The 24183-nt window shown below is 71.4% G+C and carries 20 protein-coding genes and 1 riboswitch; of the genes, 14 read left to right on the top strand and 6 right to left on the bottom strand.

Annotated features, from left to right (window positions below; translation table 11 throughout):
• Window positions 1–48 precede the first annotated feature (48 nt).
• Complete coding sequence (locus GIS00_RS00705) at window positions 49–627, top strand: TetR/AcrR family transcriptional regulator (RefSeq protein WP_154766526.1); 579 nt, start codon at window positions 49–51, stop codon at window positions 625–627.
• On the opposite strand, the gene GIS00_RS00700 is transcribed toward GIS00_RS00705, so the two are convergent.
• On the bottom strand, window positions 617–1852 hold the full coding sequence (locus GIS00_RS00700) for an acyl-CoA dehydrogenase family protein (RefSeq protein ID WP_322097304.1): 1236 nt from the start codon (window positions 1850–1852) through the stop codon (window positions 617–619). The genes GIS00_RS00705 and GIS00_RS00700 overlap by 11 nt on opposite strands.
• Window positions 1853–2059: 207 nt before the next feature.
• On the opposite strand from GIS00_RS00700, the gene GIS00_RS00695 reads away from it, so the two are divergent.
• Together GIS00_RS00695 and GIS00_RS00690 are read left to right on the top strand one after the other, a co-directional pair.
• Entirely contained in the window at window positions 2060–2512 is a 453-nt protein-coding gene (locus GIS00_RS00695; RefSeq protein ID WP_154766524.1) for a MaoC family dehydratase, read from the top strand.
• Between the two features lie 57 nt (window positions 2513–2569).
• The gene (locus GIS00_RS00690; protein WP_154766523.1) at window positions 2570–3556 is read left to right on the top strand and encodes an NADPH:quinone oxidoreductase family protein; all 987 of its coding nucleotides are present in this window, start codon (window positions 2570–2572) and stop codon (window positions 3554–3556) included.
• 39 nt (window positions 3557–3595) lie between these two features.
• Here the strand turns inward: GIS00_RS00690 and GIS00_RS00685 are convergent, their stop codons facing one another.
• Window positions 3596–4660, bottom strand: a complete 1065-nt coding sequence (locus tag GIS00_RS00685) for a phosphotransferase family protein (protein ID WP_322097303.1) — start codon at window positions 4658–4660, stop codon at window positions 3596–3598.
• A gap of 122 nt (window positions 4661–4782) precedes the next feature.
• On the opposite strand from GIS00_RS00685, the gene GIS00_RS00680 reads away from it, so the two are divergent.
• Complete coding sequence (locus GIS00_RS00680; protein WP_154766522.1) at window positions 4783–5577, top strand: SDR family NAD(P)-dependent oxidoreductase; 795 nt, start codon at window positions 4783–4785, stop codon at window positions 5575–5577.
• Window positions 5578–5605: 28 nt separating this feature from the next.
• On the opposite strand, the gene GIS00_RS00675 is transcribed toward GIS00_RS00680, so the two are convergent.
• The 4 genes from GIS00_RS00675 to GIS00_RS00660 all read right to left on the bottom strand — a co-directional run bounded on the left by GIS00_RS00675 (window position 5606) and on the right by GIS00_RS00660 (window position 10688).
• Window positions 5606–6589, bottom strand: coding sequence for an NADPH:quinone oxidoreductase family protein (locus tag GIS00_RS00675; RefSeq protein WP_154766521.1), 984 nt, complete (start codon window positions 6587–6589; stop codon window positions 5606–5608).
• Between the two features lie 12 nt (window positions 6590–6601).
• Window positions 6602–8032, bottom strand: a complete 1431-nt coding sequence (locus GIS00_RS00670) for a PucR family transcriptional regulator (protein ID WP_154766520.1) — start codon at window positions 8030–8032, stop codon at window positions 6602–6604.
• The gene (locus GIS00_RS00665; protein WP_154766519.1) at window positions 8029–9690 is read right to left on the bottom strand and encodes an AMP-binding protein; all 1662 of its coding nucleotides are present in this window, start codon (window positions 9688–9690) and stop codon (window positions 8029–8031) included. Before GIS00_RS00665 ends, GIS00_RS00670 begins: the two co-directional genes overlap by 4 nt.
• Window positions 9691–9833: 143 nt before the next feature.
• Window positions 9834–10688 carry an NUDIX hydrolase gene (locus GIS00_RS00660; protein ID WP_154766518.1) on the bottom strand — a complete coding sequence of 285 codons (855 nt, stop codon included), beginning with the start codon at window positions 10686–10688 and terminating at the stop codon, window positions 9834–9836.
• Between the two features lie 246 nt (window positions 10689–10934).
• Window positions 10935–11051, top strand: a riboswitch (SAM riboswitch).
• 277 nt (window positions 11052–11328) lie between these two features.
• Between GIS00_RS00660 and GIS00_RS00655 the strand changes: the two genes are divergently transcribed.
• The 10 genes from GIS00_RS00655 (at window position 11329) to GIS00_RS00610 (ending at window position 24128) form a co-directional block, all read left to right on the top strand.
• Window positions 11329–12453 (top strand): LLM class flavin-dependent oxidoreductase, encoded by a 1125-nt coding sequence (locus tag GIS00_RS00655; RefSeq protein WP_196073055.1) that lies wholly within the window; start codon window positions 11329–11331, stop codon window positions 12451–12453.
• Between the two features lie 68 nt (window positions 12454–12521).
• The gene (locus tag GIS00_RS00650; protein ID WP_154766516.1) at window positions 12522–14177 is read left to right on the top strand and encodes an ABC transporter substrate-binding protein; all 1656 of its coding nucleotides are present in this window, start codon (window positions 12522–12524) and stop codon (window positions 14175–14177) included.
• A gap of 1 nt (window position 14178) precedes the next feature.
• Window positions 14179–15174 carry an ABC transporter permease gene (locus tag GIS00_RS00645; RefSeq protein WP_154766515.1) on the top strand — a complete coding sequence of 332 codons (996 nt, stop codon included), beginning with the start codon at window positions 14179–14181 and terminating at the stop codon, window positions 15172–15174.
• Window positions 15171–16082 (top strand): ABC transporter permease, encoded by a 912-nt coding sequence (locus GIS00_RS00640; RefSeq protein WP_154766514.1) that lies wholly within the window; start codon window positions 15171–15173, stop codon window positions 16080–16082. The genes GIS00_RS00645 and GIS00_RS00640 overlap by 4 nt, the downstream gene beginning before the upstream one ends.
• Complete coding sequence (locus GIS00_RS00635) at window positions 16079–17752, top strand: dipeptide ABC transporter ATP-binding protein (protein WP_154766513.1); 1674 nt, start codon at window positions 16079–16081, stop codon at window positions 17750–17752. The genes GIS00_RS00640 and GIS00_RS00635 overlap by 4 nt, the downstream gene beginning before the upstream one ends.
• Entirely contained in the window at window positions 17749–18762 is a 1014-nt protein-coding gene (locus tag GIS00_RS00630) for an alpha-hydroxy acid oxidase (RefSeq protein WP_154766512.1), read from the top strand. Before GIS00_RS00635 ends, GIS00_RS00630 begins: the two co-directional genes overlap by 4 nt.
• Window positions 18759–20150 (top strand): FAD-binding oxidoreductase, encoded by a 1392-nt coding sequence (locus GIS00_RS00625; RefSeq protein WP_322097301.1) that lies wholly within the window; start codon window positions 18759–18761, stop codon window positions 20148–20150. The genes GIS00_RS00630 and GIS00_RS00625 overlap by 4 nt, the downstream gene beginning before the upstream one ends.
• Entirely contained in the window at window positions 20147–21358 is a 1212-nt protein-coding gene (locus GIS00_RS00620) for an aminotransferase-like domain-containing protein (protein ID WP_154766510.1), read from the top strand. Before GIS00_RS00625 ends, GIS00_RS00620 begins: the two co-directional genes overlap by 4 nt.
• Window positions 21355–22761 (top strand): LLM class flavin-dependent oxidoreductase, encoded by a 1407-nt coding sequence (locus GIS00_RS26750; protein WP_196073054.1) that lies wholly within the window; start codon window positions 21355–21357, stop codon window positions 22759–22761. The genes GIS00_RS00620 and GIS00_RS26750 overlap by 4 nt, the downstream gene beginning before the upstream one ends.
• Window positions 22758–24128 (top strand): LLM class flavin-dependent oxidoreductase, encoded by a 1371-nt coding sequence (locus tag GIS00_RS00610; protein WP_196073186.1) that lies wholly within the window; start codon window positions 22758–22760, stop codon window positions 24126–24128. The genes GIS00_RS26750 and GIS00_RS00610 overlap by 4 nt, the downstream gene beginning before the upstream one ends.
• Window positions 24129–24183 lie beyond the last annotated feature (55 nt).

Here is a 24183-nt window from a genome sequence, read left to right as displayed (position 1 = left end):
GGCGCCCTCACGATAACGTTCGTTCACAGCTGGTGCTACCGTGGGCGGATGCCCAGGGACCGGAGGATCCTCGACGCCGCCGCCGAGGTCTTCTTCGAGAAGGGGTTCGGCGGTGCCGGGGTGGACGAGATCGGCCGCCGGGCGGGCCTTTCCGGCCCGGCCATCTACCGGCACTTCACCGGTAAGGACGAAATCCTTGCCGCCCTGTTCGACGAGGCGATCGACGAGCTGGATCGCGCGACCGGCGCCACCGGCGAGGTGAACGACGGCCCACCCCAGGCCCCTCGACTTCGCCTGGAAACCCTGCTGCGCCACCACGTCGACTACGCCGTCCGCCGGCGGCAGCTGGTCAACATCTACCAGCGCGAGGACCGGAACCTGGTCGACCCCTGGCGGCAGACGTTCACCCGCCGACGCCGCGCCTACATCGGGCGGTGGGAGGCGGTGGTGGCAGCGGCGGCCCCGGGCCGCGACCCGCAGGAGATCGCCGTGCTCACCCAGGCAGTGCTGGGGACGGCGTTCTCGGTGGCCTTCTGGCCCGCTGCCGTGGTCCGACTCGGCGACCCGGCGGACCGGCTGGTCTCGTTCGTGTGGTCCGGGCTGGACGGTCCCGGCCTCACCGGCTGAAGTCGAACATCCGCGAGGCGATCCGGCGCAGCTGCAGCTCGTCGGTGCCCTCCGTGATCCGGTAGCGGCGGTGGTGCCGGTAGATGTGCTCGAACTGCTTGTGCCGGGTGTACCCGACCCCGCCGTGGATCTGGATCGCCCGGTCGGCCGCGTCGCAGGCCAACCGGTTGCTGCGGAAGTTCACCATCGCCACCTTGTCCGACACCTCGGTCCGGCCGAGACCGTCCATCATGGACGCTGTCCGGTGGATGGTGTTGCGCACCAGCTCCGCCTCGGTCTGCAGCTCGACGAGCTGCCACTGAATACCCTGGTGATCGCGCAGCGGCTTTCCGAAGACAACCCGTTCCTGGGCGTACTCGACGCTGCGGTCGATGCAGTACTGAGCAGCACCGAGAGACGAGGCCGCCTGCCGGATCCGGTTCTCGTGGACGAACAGCTGGGCGCAGTCGAGCCCGCGGCCGACCTCGCCGAGCACGGCCGAGGCCGGCACCCGGACGTCCTTGAGGTGCACCTCCGAGTGGTCGCTGGGCATGTTGAAGGTCCAGTGGTTGTACGGGACCGAGAAGCCCTCGGCGTCGGTCGGCACCAGGAAGGCGGTGATCCCGTCGGCCTTCCCGGTGGTGCCGCCGGTCCTGGCGAAGACCACGTCGACCGACGAGCAGTCGACCAGGCTGTTGAACCGCTTGGCGCCGTTGATGATCCAGTCCGACCCGTCGCGGACGGCGGTCGTCTCCAGGAAGGTGGCGTCGCTGCCGTGCCCGGGTTCGGTGAGCCCGAAGGCGATCTCGATCTCGCCCGAGATCAACGGCTCGAGCAGCGCCTCCTTCTGTTCGGCGGTGCCGTAGTGGTGCAGCACCAGCGCGAGCGGCAGGTTCGCCACCACCGAGTGTTCGTCGGCGTGCGGGAAGTGCAGGCCGGACCCCTTGGTCAACAGATGCTCCCGGATGACCGCCATGGCGAGGTTGGTGCCGCCGCGGCCTCCCAGTTCGGCCGGCAGCCCGTAGCGGAAGAAGCCGGCGCGGTCCGAGCGGCGGCGCATCTCCAGCAGCAGTTCGCGCCAGGCCTTGGCGGGGAACCCGTCACGCTCCCAGTCGGTCCGGCTGAATTCCCTGCGGTGGTCGAAGAACTCGGGATGCGCGGCCTCGAGCGGCGCGATCTCCCGTTCGATGAAGGCGTCGAGCTCCGCGAGGAACGCGGTGACGTCGGTCGGTATCGACCAGTCCACGGTGGTCTCCAGTTCGTCGGTGGGGGCGCCGGTGATGTCGTCGCCGCGACGTCCGGGCCGCGGCGGGTCCGACGGGCGCCGATGTCCGCGAACGCTAGGGCCGGTCCGCTGACGCCGGGGACCCGTCTACGCCGGCGGGTGTTGATTCCTCCACCGCCTTCTCTGACGCCGTGCGGCCGCCGGACAGGATCGTGATGGGATCGCGAGATGAGAATCGTGGACGGCGTCCAGGATCTGGAGGACCTGCTGGGCCAGGAACTGGGCACCAGCGGGTGGCACACGGTCGACCAGAGCCTCATCACGGCCTTCGCCCACGCCACCGACGACTTCGAGGCCATCCACCTGGATCCCGGTCGCGGGATCGAGGCAGGACTGGGTGGCACCATCGCGCACGGCCTCTACACCCTCGCCCTGGGACCGAAGTTCCTGTACGAGATCTTCGAGGTCCGCGGTCACCGGCTGGGACTCAACTACGGCTTCGACCGGGTGCGCTTCACCGCGCCGGTCACGGTCGGGTCGCGGGTGCGGATGTCGGCGACCCTGGTCCGCGCCGCGCCGCTCGACGGCGGCACCCGGTTCACCATCCGGCAGCGATTCGAGATCGAGGGCAGGGAGCGGCCGGCCTGCGTCGCCGACGCGCTCGTCGCATACTTTCGCTGAACATCCAGGCACATCCCGGCACCACCCCCGTCCGACCGAGCAAGGAGCACCCGCATCATGAGAGCCGTTCTGGTCGAGGAACTCACCGGCCCCGAGACCGTCCGGTTGACCGACCTCCCGGAACCGTTGGGTGCCCACCCGCGCGCGGTGGGTGAGCGGCTGCTGGTCGAGGTGCACGCGGTCGGCCTGTCGTTCATCGACCCGCTGCAGACCCGCGGTCTGTACCAGAACGGCGTCCCTGTACCGTATGTCGCCGGCAGCGAGGTTGCCGGGGTGGTGCTCGAGGCCCCGTCCGGTTCCCGGTTCGCGACCGGCGACCGGGTGGGCGGCATCGTCTGGCACGGCGGCCTCGCCGAGCGGACGCTCGCGCTGCCCGAGTACACGGTCAAGCTGCCCGACTCCCTGACGTTCGAGCAGGGCGCCTCGCTCTACATGAACTACTCGACGGCTTGGTACGCCTACCACCGGGCGGCCGCGCAGCCCGGCGAGATCGTGCTGGTCCAGGGAGCGGCCGGCGGGGTCGGCACCGCCGCGCTCGACCTGGCCGACGTCTTCGGCGTCACCGCGATCGCCGTGGTGTCCTCCGACGAGAAGGCCGCTGTTGCCAAGGCTTCGGGTGCGCACGAGGTCGTCAGGTCGGACGGGCCGTGGCTGCAGGACGTGAAGGACCTGACCGGGGGGCGCGGGGTCCATGTGGTGATCGACCCGGTCGGCGGGGACAGGTTCACCGACTCGCTGCGCTCGCTCCGGCAGGGTGGCCGGTTGGTCGTCGTGGGCTTCACCGGTGGCAGCATCCCGACCGTGAAGGTGAACCGGCTGCTGCACCGCAACCTGACCGTCACCGGCATCACCATGGACAACATGGAGACCGAGTACCCGGGCACCCTGCGCACCGTCTCGGACGCCGTCGAGGGACTGGCTGCAGCGGGCCGGATATCGCCACGGGTGGGCCGGGTCTTCCCGTTCGACGAAGCGGGCGCGGCGATGCGCTCACTGGAGGAACGCGCGGCCACCGGAAAGGTCGTCGTCCGCGTGCGGGACTGACCTCCCCGCAATCCGTTGCGCCGGATGCGGTCGTCCCTGTCAACCCATCGTGTGCGGCGCACCGACCGGTCCGAGCGGATCGACCGCACCGTCCAGGATCTCGAGACCCCGGCGGACCACGCCGGCCAACACCTCGTCCGCGACGACCAGCTTCGCCTCCGGCACCTCCCGCCGGCGGTTGCGTTTGACGAAAACGGCGATGGTGGAGGCCGTCTTGTAGTGACAATAGGCGAGAAACCACCGAAGGTCGGAGATCTCGGCCAAGGGATGCTCGGTCAGGTAGGCCGACAGTGTCTCGTCCGCCGCGGGCATACCGGTGCCTGCCCACCGATCGGCCGGCGGCCGGGTGCGGTGGAACCGGTGAGCCGGGTCGGAATGCATCAGCAACCACGCCAGGTCCGTCCGCGGGTCACCGATCGACCAGATCTCCCAGTCGATGACGGCGGTGAGGTCCGGACCGTTGAAGAGCATGTTCGCCAAGCGGTAGTCGCCGTGCAGCAGCGTCGACGGGATCGCGTCCGGCAGTCGACCGGCGAGCCGGTTCTGCAGGTCGTCCCGGCCGGGTGCGATGTCCGGCGGCACGGTGCCCAGGAGTGCCGACCACCGGGAGAGTTCGTCGGCGATCGACAGTGTGGGCTCCCCCGCCGGGCTCACCACGGCCGGGTCGGCCGCGTGCAGGCGTCCCAGTGCCCTGGCCGCCGCGAAGGCCCGCGCCCGGACCACCCCCGGCTCGGGTGGCGCCTGGGAGACATCGAGAAGCGGTTCGTAGGACTGGCCCTCGGCGAACTCCATGCCGAACATCGGTGGGTTGCCATCGTCGTGGAACAGCACGGCAGGCACCGGCAGCGCACCGGTCACGGCCAGCTGGTCGAGGACCCGCGCCTGCCGCAGCACGTCGCGGTTGCGCACCGGCGGAAAGCCGGGCGGCGCCATCTTCACCACGATGCTGCGGTCGATGCCGTCCACCGTGAGACGGGCGGCATAAGTCAGACTCGACACACCGCCCGGGAGCGGCCGGAGGTCGCCGACGATCGCTCCTGACCAACGGCGCGCCGCGGCCGCGGCCGCCCGCGCGGTCACCATGTCGAGATCGGCATCGCTCACCGTCCCACCGTCCGGGTCCGCGGGCCGACGGGCAAACCTGCCGGGCTGCGCCGGTGTGGCGACCCACACCGTGCCGGTGACACAGCCGCGGACCTGCGCCTCGGTGGTGGTACCGATGTCACATGGCAGATGTCGCGCAGGAGCCGATCACCGTCCCCGTACTGGAGCGGTTCTCCCTGGCGGGGAAGGTCGCGGTGATCACCGGCGCGTCCAGTGGTCTCGGTGTCGCGACCGCGATCGGACTCGCCCAGAGTGGTGCCGACATCGCGATCGGCGCGCGGCGACCCGATCTGTTGGAGCAGACCGCGGACCGGATCCGTGCGCTGGGGCGGCGGGTGGTGGCCGTGCCGACCGACGTGACGGTGATCGGCGACTGCGACCGCCTGGTCGAACGGGCGGTCTCCGATCTCGGCGGGGTCGACATCCTGGTCAACAACGCAGGAGTCGGCGGCGAATACCACCCGGCCACCGAGGACCCACCGGAACACTTCCGGTCCGTGGTCGACGTCAACCTCTTCGGGACCTACTGGATGGTGCAGGCCGCTGCCAGGGTCATGCCACCGGGCAGCGCGATCGTGAACATCTCGAGCGTGATGGCGGTGACGACGGCGAAGATGCCGGCCGCCGGCTACTCGGCGAGCAAGGCCGCGGTACTCGGACTGACCCGGGATCTGGCCGCCCAGTTCGGCGCCCGTGGGATCCGGGTCAACGCCATCCTGCCCGGCGTGTTCCTCACCGAGGCGACCGCGAACTACAGCGAGAACTACCGGCGGAAGATCATCGATGCCCGGATCCCCCTCGGCCGGATCGGCGACGTGTCCGACATCGCGGCGGTGGTCTGCTTCCTCGCCGGCGACGGCGCCGCCTACGTCACCGGCGTGAGTCTGCCGGTCGACGGTGGCGTCCTCCTGCTCTGACCCGGCATGCGGATCGCCGCGGGCGTGCTCAGCGGACGCCGACCACGACCTTGCCGACGGCCTCCCGGCGGTCCAACAGGGCCAGCGCCTCGGCTCCCGCGGACAAGGGCAGCTCGTGACCGACCAACGGTCGGATCTCGCCCCGCTCCGCCAGGTCCTCCAGGGCCATGATCATCTCCCCCGCCACGGCCGGGTAGCGCTCGAGGTACGGGGCCAGCGCCACGCCGACCACCGAGAGATCCCGCAGCAGCAGGCGATTCGCCCGCACCGTCGGGATCCCGCCACCGGCGAAACCGACGACGGCCAACCGGCCGCCGACCCCGAGGCACCGCAGCGAGTCGGTGAACCGATCACCGCCGACGGGATCCACCACGATGTCGGCCCCGACACCGCCGGTGAGTTCGCGGACGACCGAGTGCCAGCCGGGCTCCGGCCGGATCACCAGCTGAGCCCCGGCCGTCCGGACCGCCGCCTCCTTGCGGTCGTCGGACACCACGGCGATCGGCACCATCCCCAGCGCGCGGGCAACCTGAACGGTCGCCGTGCCCACACCGCCCGATGCGCCCTGCACCACCACAGTCTCGCCGGCGCGGGCGCCGACCCGGTACAGGGCGAACCACGCGGTGGAATAGTTCAGCACGAACGCCGCACCCTGCGCCCAGGAGAAATGGTCCGGGATCCGGGCGGCAAAATGCGGTATCACCACGGCTCTCTCGGCCAAACCGCCCCACACCGTCACGCCGGCCACCCGGTCCCCGGGCGAGAAGCGGCTGCCCTCCGCCGCCTCCAGCACCACGCCGGCGATCTCGCCACCGGCGACGTACGGCACGGGCATCCCGTGCTGGTACTCACCACGGCTCTGCAGCAGGTCCGGGAAGGACACGCCCGCAGCCCGGACGTCGACCAGGAGGCGTTCGCCACGGGCCCACGGGTGTGCACCGACCGGCTCCGGGACGTCCCTGACGGTTCCCCCGGCCGGGCCGGTGAGGTGCTCGACGACGAACGCTTTCATCCGACCTCCGCGTCAGGCCGTGTTCCGTACGGCATCGCCGGTCCGAACGGGCCGGCCGTCCTGCTCCCCGTGGTCGTCCCGGACCGTTCGCCCTGGCTGGTCGACGAACGAGAAGGCCGGGTGACCCTGGAGTCTGACGACCAGCAGCGCGGTCTGCACACCGAGCTGGTCGTTCGGATCTCCGGCGACGTCCATGCCGGTCAGCACATGGACCCTGTTGAGCCGGAGCCGGACGGTGTTCTCGTGGATCCCCAGTCGGGTGGCCGTCAGCCGGATGCTACGTCCCGCATCGAAGTACTGGGCGAGCGTGGCCAGCAGATCGACCGACGACCCGTCACCACTGAGCAGCGGTCCGAGGATGTCGTCGGCGTAGTCACGCACCGCACTGTCGCCGCCGTTCGCCAGGAACAGCCGCGCCGGGCCCAGGTCGCCGACCGAGAGCACCCGCTGCACCCCGGGGCGGCCGAACCGGTCGAGACACAGACCGACCTCACGTGCCTCGCGGTAGGCCCGTCGCAACCCGTCCGGCGGTGTCGCCCCGGACACCCCGGCCGTGACGTCGCTACCCGGCCACACCATCGACAACGCCTCGGTGACAGCGTTCTTCACCGCCGTGACGGCCGCAGCGGCGGCAGTTGCCGGATCGACCGCGCAGAGCAACAGGATGCCCTCGGATCCGCGGGTGATCAGCACCTCGGCATCCAACCCGCGCTCCATGACGTCCGCGAGTTCGTCACCGCTGTCGGCGAGTTCGCGGTCGCACCGCACGTACACACAGATGCGCTGGGCCGCGACGTCGACGCCCAGGTATTCACCGCTGGCCTTGAGCTCCCCGGGGTCGGAACTGCCGTGCACGAGCTGCCGGGTGAGCGCGGCCCTGGCATTCCAGGCGACCTTCGCGACCCGGCGCTGCGCGACGTACTCGGCCGCGAGGCGCTGCGAGATCCGCCGGGCCACGAAGTCGTCGAGGGCCCGGAGCGATGACCGGTGCTCGTCGACGACCAGCCACCCGAAGTGGTCGCCGAGCCCGGCCACCGGAGTGACAAGGGCGCGCCGCGGAGGGCCGTTGACCGGATCGGCCGGAATCACCACCGGGACGACGTCGGTGAGGGACACCGGGCCACCTGCACCCAGCAGGATGTCGAGCGCAGGAACAGGATGCCGCTCGGGCCCGGCTCCGCCGCCGGCGGCGGCCACCACCCGGTGACGGGAATCGAACAGCACAACAGGTTTCCCGGTGAGTTCTGCGCAGGCGGCAACCATGCCGGCCAGACCGGCACATTCGACGGTGAGTCGCTGCAGCCGGTCGTCCGCGGCGCACCGGGCCTCGAGGGCGCGCAGACGGGCCTGTGTCTGGTCCGGACCACTGCGATCGGTGATCGGTCGCTCCGCAGCGCGCGGTCGGGCGGGCGAGTCCTGGACTGCCGGGTGGAGGGGCCTCATCCGAGCTTCCGCGCGATGTCCTCGCGCAACAGGTGCTTCTGGATCTTGCCGGTGGCCGTCATCGGCAGCACATCCACCACCTCCAGCCGTTCCGGCAGCTTTGCGGTCGGCAGCTTCGCTGCGCGGAGGCCGTCGAGAATCGACTCCAGCGTGGGCGGCTCGGCGCCGGCGGCCGGCACGACGTAGAGGCAGACCTTCTCACCCAGCCGCTCGTCCGGCATCCCGACGACGGCCACGGTACCCACGGCCGGATGGGCGAGGACGAGGTCCTCGATCTCCCTGGCGCTGATGTTCATGCCACCGCGGATGACGATGTCCTTGAGCCGGCCGGTCACCCGCACGAAGCCGTCGGCGTCCATCCGACCGAGGTCGCCGGAGCGGGAAAATCCGTCCGGGGTGAAGAGCGCAACCGTCTCCACCGGATCCAGGTAGTAGCCGATCATGTGACTCGGTCCGCGGTAGGCGATGTCGCCCTCCTCCCCGCGTGGGACCTCCTCGCCCTCCGGGCCCACGACCCTGACTTCGGCGCCGTGCAACGCCGAGCCGTCGGACGACACCGAGCGGGACGGGGCATCGGTGGAGGTGCACATCGTGGTGAGGAAGTTCTCCGACCGACCATAGAGACTGAGAACCCTTCCGCCGGAGAGCATCTGGCCCGCCTTCTCGACCACCGACCCGGGGATCGGCGCACCGGCGCACACCCAGTACCGGACGCTGCTCAGGTCGTCCCGGGCAGGGTCGTAGGCGGCCATCATCATCTGCAGGAAGGCAGTCGCGGTCACGGACACCGTGCAGCCGTGTTCTTTGATCCGGCGCATGCCCTCGACCGGCTCCCACGCCTCCATCAGGTGCGAGGAGGCGCCGCTCAGCAGCGGCAGCAGCACGCTAGTCACCAGACCGGTGCTGTGGGTGATGGGCGACGGACCGAACTGGACGTCGTCCTCGGTGTAGTCGAGGCTCCGCGCGATGGCGGCCGCGCTCGACCGGATGGTGTTCAGCGTGTGGTGGCAACCCTTCGGCCGGGCGGTGGTGCCCGAGGTGTAGACCACCAGGAACGGCTCGTCGGGGTGCGTGTCGGGCCCGATCTCGGACTCCAGCTCGGCGATGTCGCCGGCGATCTCCAGGTCGGCCCAGGCGATCTCGCCCGCACCCGGCGCGGTCGCGCCGCGGGTGATGACGACCGTCTCCAGCCCCTCGCAGGCCGGTCGGATCTGCCGGAACATCTCCAGGTAGCCGAACCCCTTGAACTCCTCGGCGGTGACCGCCACCTTCGCCCCGGAGTGTGCGAGGACGTAGGCGACGTCCTTGTCCCGGTAGATCGGCATGATCGGCACGATGACCGCCCCGGCCCGGGCGATCGCGGCGGCGATGACCACGAACTCGGTCCAGTTGGGCAACTGGACCGCGACCCGGTCACCCGGGGCGACCCCCGCCCTGCGCAGCCCGGCCGCGACTCGGACGGCCGATTCCTGCAGCCCGGCGTAGGTGACCGCCGTGGTGCTGTCGAAGACGAACACCTTGTCGGGCCGGGACGCAGCGGAGGTGCGGATGAGCTCGTAGAGCGAATCCGTGCTCCAGTAGCCGGATTCGTAGAACGAGGCGATCTGGTCGTCGGAGTAGCGGTCGCGCAGGGTGGTGGCCGGTGCGGTGGACGTCATCGTCGCGCTCCATTGCTCGGTGATGGGCTCGTCGGACCAACCGTACAATGGTCGGACCGAACTGGCAACGAATCGGACACCTCGATCGCAGCAGCCGGCGCGCGTGCGGAGTGGTGGCCCCATTGGTCCACTCAGCGGACCGATCAGCGGGTCGGCTCGTCCGACCGCCAGGCCGCCGCGCGGTCCACGAGATGCTGCGGAAGGATCAGGTCCAGGCGATCCCCGGCGATCCGCAACTCCGGCAGGACGACCTCGCGAGGCGCAGTGGCAGCGGCCAAGGCGTCCGCCACCGCCCGGTGCTCCCGCAGTTCCAGGGCGATGGAGAGTTGGGGTGGCAGCACCTCGAGCGTGCCGGACGCCGCCCCGGCGAGCAGGTCGTCGCACCGGAACCACCGGAGACCGTCCGACTCGGTGGAGCCGTCCTCGGCCTCCTGCCCCGCGGGCAGTGCCGCGAGGAAGAAGGCATTCCGGTAGCGACGGGACTCGAACTCCGTCGTGATCCAGGTGCTCCACAGCCGAAGTCCGTCGGTGCGGATGCCCAGACTTCGTGCGGCGAGGAAATCGGCGAAGGTGAGCCGGTGCGCCTCCAGATCGCGCCGTGCGGCGGTCCATGTCCGCGCCACCATGGTTCCGCCCGGCGGGCGCGGCTCGGCGAGCAGGATGCCGGTCTCCTCGAACAGCTCCCGGACCGCGCCGGCCACGACCGCCCGAGCGAGATCCCGGTCCGTGCCGAGCGCTTCCGCCCACTCGGTGGGATCACCTGTGAGCCAACGTGTCTCGCCGTCGGCCGGGTCGATCAGCCCACCGGGGAACACCGGCACCCCGCCGGAGGTGGCCATCGCGTGACTGCGCATCAGCATGCACAGCTCGATGCCGTCCTCTCCGTCGCGAAGCAGCACCACGGCCGCGGAGTCCCGCGGTTCCACCGCAGGCAGTCCCGCATCCAGGTACTCGAACGCCCGGCGACGAGCCGCTTCACCCAGCGAACGTAGGTCCATCTCGATCTCCTTGTTGCGGCTGCCCACCCGCGTGGATCGCGTGCAGCTGCCGCCCGCGACCTCACGGCCGGATCATGCCCGACGGAAGTGGCTGAACCGTAGCGCCGCCCGACCACTTCCCGTGGCCGTCCGCGACGACCCGGGCACGGCCCCACCACCCGCTGAACCGGTTCACCATCTGTGGCAGATGTTCTCGTTGATCACCGCCTTGACACCGTCGCCGTCGCGCACCTACTGTCCATCTCAGGTCACGAGTTCCGACATCAAGGCCCCGGCTTGTCGGACGGCAACCCTCGCGCTGCGGTGGGGTGCCCCGGGTGAAGACCAGGTTCCGACGCACACCCGTCGGAGCAAGCGCAGCGTCTCCTCGATGGCGACGCGAGTTCGAACGCGAGGGAGCATCATGCGGCGGAGAGGCGACATGCCTGACGCTGTCCGGCTGACCTTGGCGCACCGGCCGAACACCGTGCGCCAGGGCCGCTGTCGCCGCGCGCACTGATCTCCCCTTTCTCACCGTTCCCGGCCGGGTGCCGTGGGTGCTGCCCTGCACCGACGGACCGTCTGACGTGCTGGCCGCGTCCTGCCCGAGCCGGGCTTCCAGAGACGAAAGCGCGCTTCCGCCATGTCTTCTCAACTTTCCTTGCACTGGTATCTGCCCACCGCCGGTGAATCGACCGCCTTCCTCGAGGGCGGCACGAACGTGCACGTCGACGCCGCGACCCGGCGCTCGGCCCCGTTCCGCCCGCCCAGCCTGTCCTACCTGACCCAGATCGCACTCTCGTTGGAGGAGACCGGGTTCCGCGGGGTGCTGGTACCTACCGGCTCGTACTGCGAGGACCCGTGGGTGGTGTCGTCGAGCCTGCTCGCGGCCACCCGCGACCTGCAGTTCCTGGTGGCGCTCCACCCCAGGACGGCGACCCCGTTCGCCACCGCGCACCGGGCGACCTCGCTGCAGGCGCTCTCCGGCGGACGGGTCAACCTGAACGTGGTCACCGGTGAACCGGGCGCCGAGGCGCTGCGGCACGGCGACCGGGGCGACAAGGCCGACCAGTACGCCCGCACGGACGAGTACCTGGACGTGCTGCACCGGCTGTTCGCCGGCGAGACCGTCACCGTCGCAGGTCACCACCACGACGTCGAGGGTGCGACCTTGCTGTCCGGCTACCGGAGGACCCTGCCACGCCGGCCGGAGGTCTGGTTCGGCGGGTCCTCCGACTTCGCCGTCGGGGTCGCCGGCCGGCACGTCGACGTCTACCTCTCCTGGCTGGAACCACCCGCTCAACTGGCCGGGAAGATCGACCGGCTCCGCGGGGCCGCAGCGGCCAACGGCCGGACATTGCGCTTCGGGATCCGCAGCTGGGTGCTCAGCCGGGAGACCGACGCCGCGGCCGAGCGGGACGCACTGGCCCATCTGGACGGTGTACGCCCGGACCACCTGGCCTCCGCCCGCACCCAGTTGCTGGGCCGGCAGTCGGTCGGCCAGCAGCGTGGCCAGGCGCTGCTCGCAGATGCCGACCCGCACCGCCCGGAGTCGCTGTGGATCGGCGAGAACCTCTGGGGCGGTTTCGGTCTGCTGGCCGGCGGCCCGGCCTTGGGGTTGGTCGGCAGTCATGCGGCCATCGCCGATCGGCTGCTCGAACTGGCCGATCTCGGCATCGACGAGGTCATCCTGTCCGGCTTCCCGAACCTCGAAGAGGCCCGCTGGGTCGGCGAGGGCGTCCTCCCCCAGCTCTCCCGACGCGGCGCGCTCGCCCGCGTCGCCTGATCCGTCCCGCGCCGACCCGACCGGTCATCACCACTGCCGCACGTCACGATCCCCAGAAACGGAAACCCATGCGCCACAGACATCTTCGACTCGTCCTGGCCGGCCTCGCCGTCACCCTGACGGCCGCCGCCTGCGGCGGGAACTCCGCCGCCTCCGACAGCACGCCCGGGACATCCGGGTCCACCGCCGCGGCCGGAACCCCGACGGACGGCGGTTCGCTGACCTGGGGCGTCAGCGTCGAACCGGTCTGCTACAACCCCCAGCGATCGGGCCAGCAGAACTCCTACCCGATCATCCGCAACTACGCGGAGTCGTTGGTGGGCAAGGCCTCCGACGGCAGCTACACGCCGTGGCTCGCGCAGTCCTGGGACATCTCCGGCGACGGGAAGACCTACACCTTCCATCTGCGGGACGGGGTGAAGTTCTCCGACGGCACCCCGCTGACCGCCGAGGCGGTCAAGGAGAACCTGGACTTCATCGTCGCGCCGGAGAGCACCCAGTCCAGCAAGCAGGCCCTGGTCAACTACGTCTCCTCGACCGCGGTGGACGACACGACGCTCGAGGTGGAACTCAAGCAGGCCGATGCCGCGACGCTGGACATCTTCGCGTCGATCGGCACCGCCGTGCTGCTGCCGGCGTCGCTGAAGAAGGACTCGGACCTCTGCACGCCGGATGCCGACCTGATCGGCACCGGCCCGTTCGTCCTGGACGGGTACCAGTCGGGACAGCAGATCTCGTTCAAGAAGAACCCCGACTACGACTGGGCTCCGGGCTACGCACAGCACACCGGGCCGGCCCACCTGGACACGGTCACCTACCGCTTCCTGCCGGAGGCCACCACCCGCACCGGCGCGCTCACCTCGGGTCAGGTCGACCTGATCGAGGGCGTGCAGGTCACCGACACCTCCCTGTTCTCCGGCCAGTCCGGCTACCAGTACCTGACCGGACCGTCCACCGGCACCGCGTTCTCGCTGAACATCAACACGCGGATCGCGCCGGCCGACGACGAGCGGGTGCGGCAGGCGCTGCGGGACGGCTTCGACCTGGACGCCCTGATCCAGAACCAGTACCTGGGCACGGTCAAGCGCGCCTGGTCCTCGATCGGCCCGGACAGCCCCTACTACGACAAGGATCTGGAGAACACCTGGGGCAACGACGTCGATGCGGCGAACAAGCTGCTCGACGAGGCCGGGTGGACCGGTCGGGACGCCGACGGCTACCGCACCAAGGGCGATCAGCAGCTGAAGATCGTCGTCGGCTACCCGCAGCCCTACGTGCGGGACCAGCGGGACGTGCTGCTGCAGGCGATCCAGGCACAGGTCAAGCAGAACATCGGACTCAACCTGGACGTGCAGATCATCACCGCGGCGGCGTTCACCGACGAGACCGCCAATGGAACCTGGTCCGTGTACCCGAACACGCTGCCGACCGCTGATCCGTCGCTGATGTTCCAGAGCCTCTTCAGCAGCAACGGTTTCCTTTACGTCGGTGCCGACAAGTCGCTGGTGCTCGACGATCTGGTGGCCGAGAGCCGGGCGGGCAGCGACCAGGCGAGCCGCAAGGCCGCCCTGGACCGGATCCAGCAGACCGTGGTGGACGACGCCCGATACATCCCGCTGTACACGCCGGTCTACACCGTCGCGGCCACGGACAAGATCCACGGCATCGCCTTCGAACCGCAGCTGAACTCGCCGGCCTCGTCGTACGACATCTGGAAGAGCTGACATGACCGACCAGCTGGAGCGTGCGGCGGCGACCGCGGGGACCACCCCGGTCGCCGCCGGGCGGCGGGGCATCTTCCCGTGGGGACGGATCCTGCGGCGGCTCGGCACCGGGATCCTGGTGCTCTGGGCGGCCGTCACGGCGGCCTTCTTCGTGCTGCGGGCGATCCCGGGATCGATCGCCGACATCCTCGCCGGCGACCAGAACTACCCCGGTCTGAAGGAGGCGATCAACGCCGAATGGGGGCTGGCCGATCCGGTCTGGCTGCAGTACCTGCAGTACCTGGGGCGGTTGGTCACCGGCGACCTGGGTACTTCGTACGTCCAGCGTCGCCCCGTCGGCGACATCATCGCCGGCGAAGTGTGGTCGACCGTCGAACTGGCCCTGGCGGCGTTGCTGCTGGGAGTCGTGCTGGCGGTCGCGCTGTCGGTGTTCTCGCTGCGCCGCGGCCGGGTCGCCCGGGCCCTCATCTCCACCGTCGAGCTGGTCTTCACCTCCGTGCCGGTGTTCTGGGTCGGCATCCTGCTGCTGACCGCCTTCTCGTTCACCCTGCAGTGGTTCCCGGTGTCCGGGGCCAACGGCTGGAACTCGCTGGTGCTCCCGACGATCACGCTGGCGCTGCCCACCGCGGGCGTGCTGGGTCAGGTCCTGCGCGAATCGATGGAGCGCACCCTGGGCGAGCCGTTCGTGCTCAGCGTGCGGGCGCGGGGGGTCGCCCCGGGTGTGGTGCTGGTGCGGCACGCGCTCAAGCACGCGCTGCTGCCGGCCATGACCCTGGCCGGATCGATCGTCGGTGGTCTGCTCGGCGGTGCCGTCATCACCGAGACCGTCTTCGGACGACCCGGTCTCGGCTCGATCACGCTGCGCGCCGTCACCAACAAGGACGTGCCCGTGGTGCTCGCGGTCGTGCTGTTCGCGGCCCTGATCTACGTCGTCGTCTCGACCCTGCTCGACATCCTCTACACCGTCGTCGATCCGCGTCTGCGAGGTACCCGATGACCACTCTGCTCCCCCGCACCCGGACGTCCGCCGCCGCGCCTTCCGACGCAGCGGAGCCGGTGCGCCGCAGGCCTTCCCGCGGTCGCCCACGGCCGTCGGTGCTGGTGGCCGGCGTCGTGGTGCTCGTCCTGGTGGTGATGGTCGCCTTCCCCGGACTGTTCAGTGCCGTCGACCCGCTCCGTACCGACCCGGCCCAGGGCCTGAAGCCGCCGGGCGGCAGCCACTGGTTCGGGACCGACCGGCTCGGTCGCGACATCTACTCGCGGGTCGTGCACGGCGCGCGCTACTCGATCCTCATCGGCCTGGCCGCCGCCGGTCTGGCCGTCGTCGGCGGGTCGCTGCTGGGGCTGCTGGCCGGCCTGGCCGGGCGGGTCGGTCGGCGCTGGGGCTCCGCGGTGGAGGAGACGCTGGCCCGGTTCTTCGACGTCATCTCCGCCTTCCCGGCGATCCTGCTGGCGATGGTGGTGGTGATCTTCACCGGTTCCGGCATGGCCAACATCGCGCTGGCGATCGGGATCGCCACCATCCCCGTGTACGGCCGCATCGTTCGCAGCCAGACCCTGCTGACCTCGCGCGCCGACTACGTCGTGCACGCCGCGGTGTACGGGCGGTCGCGGTTCATGGTGGTCCGGCAGCATCTGCTGCCGAACGTGCTGGCGGTGATCCCGGTGCTGGCCGCGATCGACGTCGGCGCCTCCATCCTCGCGGTCTCCGGGCTCTCCTTCCTCGGTCTCGGCCCGCAGCCGCCCACCCCCGAGTGGGGCGTCATGCTCGCCGAGTCGCGCGACGTGCTTCGGATCGCCTGGTGGGGCGGTCTTTTCCCGGGCCTGTTCATCACGGTGTCCGTCATCTCGATCACCGTGCTGGGCCGGGCCCTGCAGCGACACCTGGACGGGCGGAACCGATGAGCGCACTGATCACCGTGGAGGGCCTGTCGGTCGGTTTCCGGTCGGCGAACGGACGGGAGGTCACCGAGGTCGTGCACGACCTGTCCTTCGAGCTGCGGGCCGGCGAGTGCCTGGCGATCGTCGGCGAGTCCGGCTCCGGGAAGACCGTCACCGCCCGGGCGCTGGTCGGACTGAACGGGCCGCGCGCGGTCACCACCGCCACCCGGCTCGAGGTCGGCGGGCACGACCTGCGTTCGGCGACCGACCGCCAGTGGCGCCGGATCCGCGGCGGCACCGTCGGTCTGGTGCTGCAGGACGCCTTGGTCTCGCTGGATCCGCTGCGCACCGTCGGCGCCGAGATCGGCGAGGTGCTGCACACCCAGCACGTGGTGCCGCGGCGGCTCGCCCGCGGTCGGGCCGTCGAACTGCTCGGCGAGGTCGGCGTGCCGAGTCCGGAGTTCCGTGTCGACCAGTACGCGCACCAGCTCTCGGGCGGGCTGCGGCAGCGGGCGCTCATCGCCTCCGCGCTCGCCGCCGACCCGCCGGTCCTGCTGGCCGACGAGCCGACCACCGCTCTGGACGTCACCGTCCAGGCGCAGGTGCTCGACGTGCTGCGGTCGCGGCTGACCTCGGCACGCGGCATCGTGCTCATCTCGCACGACCTCGCGGTGGTGGCCGGCATCGCGGACCGGGTGCTGGTCATGCAGCACGGCCGGATCGTCGAGGCCGGGCCGACCGCGGCCGTGCTGCGGGAACCGCAGCACCCCTACACCCGGCAGCTGCTGGCGGCGGTGCCGTCGGCCGGCTCCCGCGGACGGTACCTGTCGGTCGGCACGTCGACCCCGGGTACCGCCGAGGACCGGGTCGACGCGGTGGTGCACCGCCCGGCGCTGCCGACCCGCACGGTGGACCGGCAGCGCACGGTGCTGTCCGCGCGCGGTCTGCGGAAGGTCTATCCCGGACGGCGTGGTGCGCCGGATCTGGTGGCGGTGGACGACGTGTCGTTCGAACTCGCGGCCGGCGAGGTGCTCGGCATCGTCGGCGAATCGGGCTCCGGGAAGAGCACCGTCGCCTCACTGGTGCTGGGCCTGCAGGAGGCCGACAGCGGCGTCGTCGAACTCGACGGGCAGGGCTGGTCGGCGGTGCCGGAGCGGGACCGGCGACCGCACCGGCGCCGGATCCAGTTCATCTCGCAGGACCCGCTGAGCTCGTTCGACCCGCGGTGGACGGTGGGCCGGGTGATCGCGGAATCCACTGCGGAACTCGGGTTGTCGGCGGCGGCGCAGCGATCCAGGGCGGTGACGCTGCTGGACCGGGTCGGGCTGGGCGAGGACGTGCTCGACCGGGCGCCGCGCACGCTGTCCGGCGGCCAGCGGCAGCGGGTCGCGATCGCCCGCGCGCTGGCACCCGAACCGGACGTGCTGATCTGCGACGAACCCACCTCCGCACTGGACGTCTCGGTCCAGGCGCAGGTGCTCGACCTGCTCGCCGAGCTGCAGGCGGAACGCGGCACCGCGGTGCTCTTCGTGTCGCACGACCTGGGCGTGGTGCACCACCTGGCCGACCGGGTGCTGGTCCTCAAGGACGGCCGCGCGGTCGAGACCGGCGACGTGGACCAGGTGTTCTTCGATCCGCAGCGGCCGTATACCCGCCAACTGGTCGCGTCGCTGCCGAGCCTGGTGGTCGCATGACCGCGCAGCTCGAGCGGCTCCCGGACGCCGTCCTGGCCTACCTGGAGGGCACCGCGGGTGACGGCGGGACCCTCCGCGCGAACGAGGACGCCTGGCAGCACTGGCGGTTCCGGCCACGGGTGCTGCGCGACCTGACCGGCCTGACCGCATCGGCCACCGTGCTCGGCATCCCCGTGCTGGCACCGATTTTCGTTGCTCCCTGGGCCGGTCACGGTCTGCTGCACCGGGATGCCGAGGTCGCCACCGCACACGGCGCGGTCGCCGGCGGCATCGGACTGTCGGTGTCCTCGGGGGCGCAGCGCCGGCTGCACGAGATCTCCGAGGTGTCCGGCCCGTTCCTGCAGCAGATCTACATCCCGCAGCGCCGGGACAACATCCGGCCGCTCGTCGACGCCGCGGTGCAGGCCGGCGCGGCGGCACTGCTGCTGACGGTGGACGCACCGGCCGTCGGCAACCAGCTCGGCTTCCGCGCCGGCCTGGCCGGACTGCCCTGGACGCCCCCGGTGAACCTGCCGGACGCGGAGCCCGGGACGCTGGGCACCGCGGTCGATCTCGGCCCGCACGACATCGAGTGGCTGGCCTCCGTCTCCGGCCTGCCGGTGCTGGCCAAGGGGATCGTCCGGGCCGACGACGCCCGCCGCGCGGTCGAAGCCGGCGCGGCCGGTGTGGTCGTGTCCAACCACAGCGGCCGGCAGCTCGGCGGCGGGCTCGCGACGGCCCGCGCCCTTCCGGAGGTGGTCGCCGAACTCGGCGGTCGCGCGGTCGTGCTGGTGGACGGCGGGATCCGCTCGGGCGAGGACGTGGTGCGGGCGCTGGCCCTCGGCGCCGACGCGGTGCTGGTCGGGCGGCCGTTCGTGCGCGCGCTGCGCGACGGCGGCACCGATGCGGTCGGGGCGCTGGCGGAGCTGCTGGTGCTGCAGACGCGCACCACGCTCGCCATGGTCGGCGCGGTCGGAGTGCACGACGTAGCGGAGGACCTGGTGCGATGGGACGGGGAGGTGGCGCGGTGAGCTCCGTGCTGGAGGAACTGCTGGCGGTGCTGCCATCACAGGTGGTGTCGGCCGACGACGATGTACGGGCGGCCAACGCCGCTGATGTCACCGGCCACCTGCCCGGGGGACCGCCGGCGGTGGTGGTGTTCCCGGAGACCGTCGAGCAGGTGCAGACCACGCTCCGGGTCGCGCACCGGCTGCGCGTCCCGGTCGCCGTCCGCGGCCGCGGCACCGGCCTCGCCGGCGGCGCAGCAGCCCCCGACGCGGGGATCGTGCTGTCCACGGTCCGGTTGAACCGGATCGTGTCGATCGACGCGGTCGACCAGCTCGCGGTGGTCGAGCCGGGAGTGGTGACCGCCGACCTGGACCGCGCGGCGGCGGAGCACGGGCTGCGCTACGCGCCCGACCCGGCCAGCTCGGAGTGGTCCAGCATCGGCGGCAACATCGCCACCAACGCCGGCGGACTGCACTGCGTCAAGTACGGGGTGACCCGCGAGTCCGTGCTCGAGCTCGAGGTGGTGCTGGCCGACGGCAGTCTGCTGCGCACCGGGCACCGCACGGTCAAGGGTGTCACCGGCCTCGATCTGGTCGGCCTGTTCGTCGGCAGCGAGGGCACGCTGGGTGTCGTGGTCGGCGCGGTGGTCAAGCTGCAGCCGGTGCCGGTCGCCACCGAGACCCTCATCGCGTGGGCGGATTCCACCGCGACCGCAGCCGCCGCCGTGGCCGCGATCATGAGCTCCGGCGGGCGGCCGAGCGTGCTGGAGCTGCTCGACCAGGCGACCCTGCAGAACATCGACGGCCACAGCGGCACCGCCCTCGCCGGCCAGGGCGACAGCCTGCTGCTGGTGCAGACCGACGGGTGGGCCGCCGACCGGGAGGCCGATGCACTGCTCGCGGTGCTGGCGGCGGCGGGCGCCGACGCGCGGAAGCTGTCCGCGGACGAAGCCGAGACGTACGTGGAGCTCAGGCGTTCCGGCCGGGGCCCCCGACCCGACCTGTGGACCATCGGCGAGGACGTCGCGGTCCCCCGGTCGCGGCTGGTGGAGATGATCCGCACGATCGAGGCGATCGGGCAGCGGCACGGCCTGCTGGTGGCATCGGTCGCCCACGCCGGTGACGGCAATCTGCACCCGGCGCTGTCGGTGGCGAAGAGGCCCGGGGAGACCGCACCCCCGGAGGTGCTGCGGATCGCGGCGGACGAACTGGTGCGCGCGGCGCTGGCGGTCGGCGGCACGATCAGCGGCGAGCACGGCATCGGTGCGCTGAAACGGGAGTGGCTGGCCGACGAGCTCGGTGAGCCGCAACTGGACCTGCAGCGCCGGATCAAGGCCGTCTTCGATCCGCTGGGCATCCTCTCCCCCGACTCGTTCCTCGCAGTCACCGAAGAAAGGCAACTCGTTCCATGACAGGCGTTCTCGACGTGAGCGGCCCGGTCGCCGCACGTCGCATCTCCGACTACGTGGCACCCTCGGCGTTTGGTGCCTCTCTCGGCCCGGCCCCGGCCGACGTCATCGCGTTGACCTCGGGATCACCGGCAGCCGAGGCATTCCCGGCAGCGAAGCTGGCCGAGGCGTTCACCGCGGTGCTGACGGACCCCGCCCGCGCACCGCGGGCGCTGGACTACTCCGCCCACCAGGGCCATGCCGGGCTGCGCGAGTTCATCGCCGGTCTCGAAGGTGTCGATGCGGGGCGGGTGGTCATCACCAACGGCGCACTGCACGCACTGGCGCTGCCCGTGCTGGCCGGCCTGGATCCCGGCGACCAGGTGGTCGTGGAGAACCCGCTCTACCCGTTGGCACTCAAGGTGCTCCAGCTGCCGGGGGCCGTCCCGGTGCCGATCGACATCGACGGCGACGGGCTGCGGGTGGACCTGCTGGCCGATCGGCTGCGGGCCGGGCTGCGACCCCGCGCGGTCTACGTGGTGCCGGACTTCCACAACCCGACCGGTGTCACCCTGAGCGCGCAGCGGCGCCTGGACCTGGTCGAGCTGGCCGAGCGGTACGGGTTCCTGGTGGTCTCCGACAACCCGTACCGGTGGCTGCGCGGGCATGGCGACCCGGTCCCGGATCTGGACCTGGCGAGTCGACAGGTGGTGCACAGCAACACCTTCTCCAAGGTCTTCGGGCCCGGATTGCGGGTCGGCTGGACCGTGCTGCCGGAGTCGCTGGTGCGACCCGCCCTGGAGGTGCGGTCGCGCCTGGACCAGCACGCGTCCTCGCTGACCCAGGAGGCGCTGGCCGAGTTGGTCGCCCGACGGGGGTTCTTCGATGCGGTGGCAGGCCGGGCCGCGGCGCTATACGCAGAGCGCGGCGAGATCTGGGTGGACGCACTGCGGTCCGCGCTGGGAGACCGGGTACGGATCGAGCAGCCCGCCGGCGGGTTGTTCAGCTGGCCGGCGTTCCCGGGGCTGGCCGACACCACCGAGTTCGCCACCCGGCTGCTGGCCGCAGGGGTGGCGACGGTGCCCGGCGCACAGTTCACCAGCACGGGCGGAACCGATGCGCCGCAGCATCTCCGGGCGTCCTTCGGGCAGAACACTCCCCCACGGCTGCTCCGGGCCGCGCAGATCTTCGCCGAGGTGTACAGCGCACTGGACAGTGAGGGTAGGGCATGACCGTGCAGTGGCCGGAAGGCTACCGGCTGGAAACGCTCGCCTGGACTTCGCCGGAGGCGTCCGGGCTGCGCGACGCGATGGACGCCGAGCTGCGGCCGCGCTACGCCGACCTGATCCGGGACGCAGCGGCAGCGCCGGCGCCGGTCGACCCGACGCAGATCCTCTTCACCCTGGTGGTTCTCGCGGGCGCCGAGCCGGTGGCGACCACCTCGCTGAAGTGGACCGACGGGTTCGCCGAGATCAAGCGGGTCTACGTGGCCGCCGACCACCGGCGGGCCGGGCTGGCCTGGCGGTTGCTCGCCGAGGCCGGTGACCGGGCCAGGGCCCTCGGGATCGCCGAACTGGTGCTGCAGACCGGCTTCCGGCAGCCCGAGGCGATGGCGCTCTACGAGCGGTCGGGCTGGCGGGCCGTCCCACCGTTCGGTCCGTACGAGGCGGACACCGTGGTGAGCCGTTGCTACGCCCTTCGACTCGATCCGCTGCTGATCGGGGTCGCGGTGCGGGCGGCGGGGACCGACACGGCCACGGCGTCCGCCGTCACCGGACTGGTGCAGGGATGGGACCGGGCCGGTCTGGACCTGGCGGTGCTGGACGACGACAGCGTCGCCGACATCGCCCGCCCGGCGCAGCTGGACGCCGGTCTGGTGGCGTCCTACCTCGCCCTGCGCACCCGGCGGGTGGCGATCCTGCCGGTGCTGGAGACGCTGCACACCGAGCCGTTCCACCTCGCCAAGGCCGTGCAGACGCTCGACATCGTCAGCGGCGGCCGGGCCGGCTGGCAGATCGGGGTGGCCACCTCTGCGGAGCAGGCGGCGCTGGTCGGCCGGCGGACCGCTCCGCAGCGTCCGGCCGCCGTGGCCGAGGCCGCCGACGTGGTGGAGGTCGCCCGCCGGCTCTGGGACAGCTGGGAGGACGACGCGGAGATCCGCGACGCCGCCACGTACCGGTTCGTCGATCGCGAGAAGCTGCACCACATCGATTTCTCCGGCGATCATTTCGCGGTCCGTGGGCCCTCGATCGTGCCGCGTTCGCCGCAGGGTCGGCCGCCGGTCCTCACCGACGACCCGGCGCTCGCCGCGACCGCGGACATCGTCCGGGTCCGGGACCTGGACACGCTGGCCACCGTGAGGAAGGTGGCGCCCTTGACCCGGGTGCTGTGGGATCTGCCGGCGGTCGGGGCGGACCGGCGGTCCGTGCCGGCCGGGGTGGACGGGATCGTGCTCACCGGCGCCGACGGTCGGGCGCTGCGCCCGGACGACCACCAGGGGATCGCCACGGTGGACCGACTGCTGGCGGACGCCGCCCGGCACCCGGTCGACGGGGCCTCGCTGCGCGATCGACTCGGGCTGGAGCGGCCGGCCAGTCGCTACGCCGCCCCCGACCGGCCGGCGGTGACCGCGTGACACCGATCCGCACCGTCCATCTCGGGGCCCACTTCCCGGGGGTCAACAACGCCACCATCTGGACCGACCCGCAGGCCGGCAGCCAGATCGACATCGAGTCCTTCCGGCACTTCGCGCGCACAGCGGAGGCCGGGCGGTTCGACTTCCTGTTCCTGGCCGAGGGTCTGCGGGTCCGCGAGCACAACGGCCGGATCCACGACCTGGACGTGGTCGGACGCCCGGACTCGCTCACCGTGCTGGCCGCACTCGCGGCAGTGACGGACCGGCTCGGCCTGGTCGCCACGCTCAACTCCACGTTCAACGAGCCGGTCGAACTGGCCCGGCAACTCGCGACCCTCGATGCGCTGTCCGGGGGCCGGGCCGGGTGGAACCTGGTCACCAGTTCGGATGCCTTCACCGGTGAGAACTTCCGCCGCGGCGGCTTTCTCGACAAGGCCGACCGCTACACCCGGGCCGACGAGTTCCTCGCGGTGTGCCGCGAGTTCTGGGGCGGCTGGGACGGGCCGCTACCCCGCAGGATCGAGCACCAGGGGCCGTTCTTCACCGTCCGCGGCCGCCCGACGGTACCGCCGGGCATGCAGGGTCGGCCGGTGGTGCTGCAGGCCGGCGACTCGTCCGAGGGTCGCGAGCTGGCGGCCTCGAGCGCGGACGGCATCTTCGCGATGCACGGCACGCTGCGCGCCGGGCAGGAGTTCTACGCGGACGTCAAGGGACGGCTGGCCAAGTACGGCCGGAACGAGGACGACCTGAAGATCCTGCCCGGCATCGGCTTCGCCCTCGGCGACACCGAGGACGAGGCGCAGGAGCGATACCGGTACCAGCGGTGGGCGCAGATCAGCCCGCCGACCGCGCTGCAGTACATCGAAGCCGTGTGGGGGCGCGACCTCTCGGACTTCGACCCGGACGGGCCGCTGCCGCCGGCCGACCTCGTGGTCCAGGACGCGCCGGAGCTGGCACTCGGCCGGGCGGGGACACACCGCGACAACCGCGGCACCGCCGAGCAATGGATCGAGCGATCGGAGGCCACCGGCTGGAGCATCCGCGAGCTGGTGGTCGAGCTGACCACCCGGCACGCTCTGGTCGGCACCCCGGCCACGGTGGCCGAGCAGATCCACACCTTCGTCCAGGAGCGTGGCGGTGACGGCTACATCCTGGTGCCGTCCGTGACCCCGGGCGGTCTGGACGAGTTCGTGGACACGGTGATCCCGCTGCTCGTCGAGCGCGGCAGCTACCCGGCCGAGTACGTCGGCACGACACTGCGGGATCACCTGGAACTCCCGATCCCGACCGTACCGATCCCCCCTGCCACGGACCCCGCACGGTCCGCCGCGGTGGACCGCGCCGCAGTCGTCCGCAGCCTCGGGTGACGGTCGGCAACCCACACCCGGCCCGATGTGGTCGACACCCCTTCGGTTCTCGGCG

The sequence above is a fragment of the Nakamurella alba genome (assembly GCF_009707545.1).
GTDB classification, from domain to species: Bacteria; Actinomycetota; Actinomycetes; order Mycobacteriales; family Nakamurellaceae; genus Nakamurella; species Nakamurella alba.
This window is presented reverse-complemented; position numbering and strand designations above follow the sequence as displayed.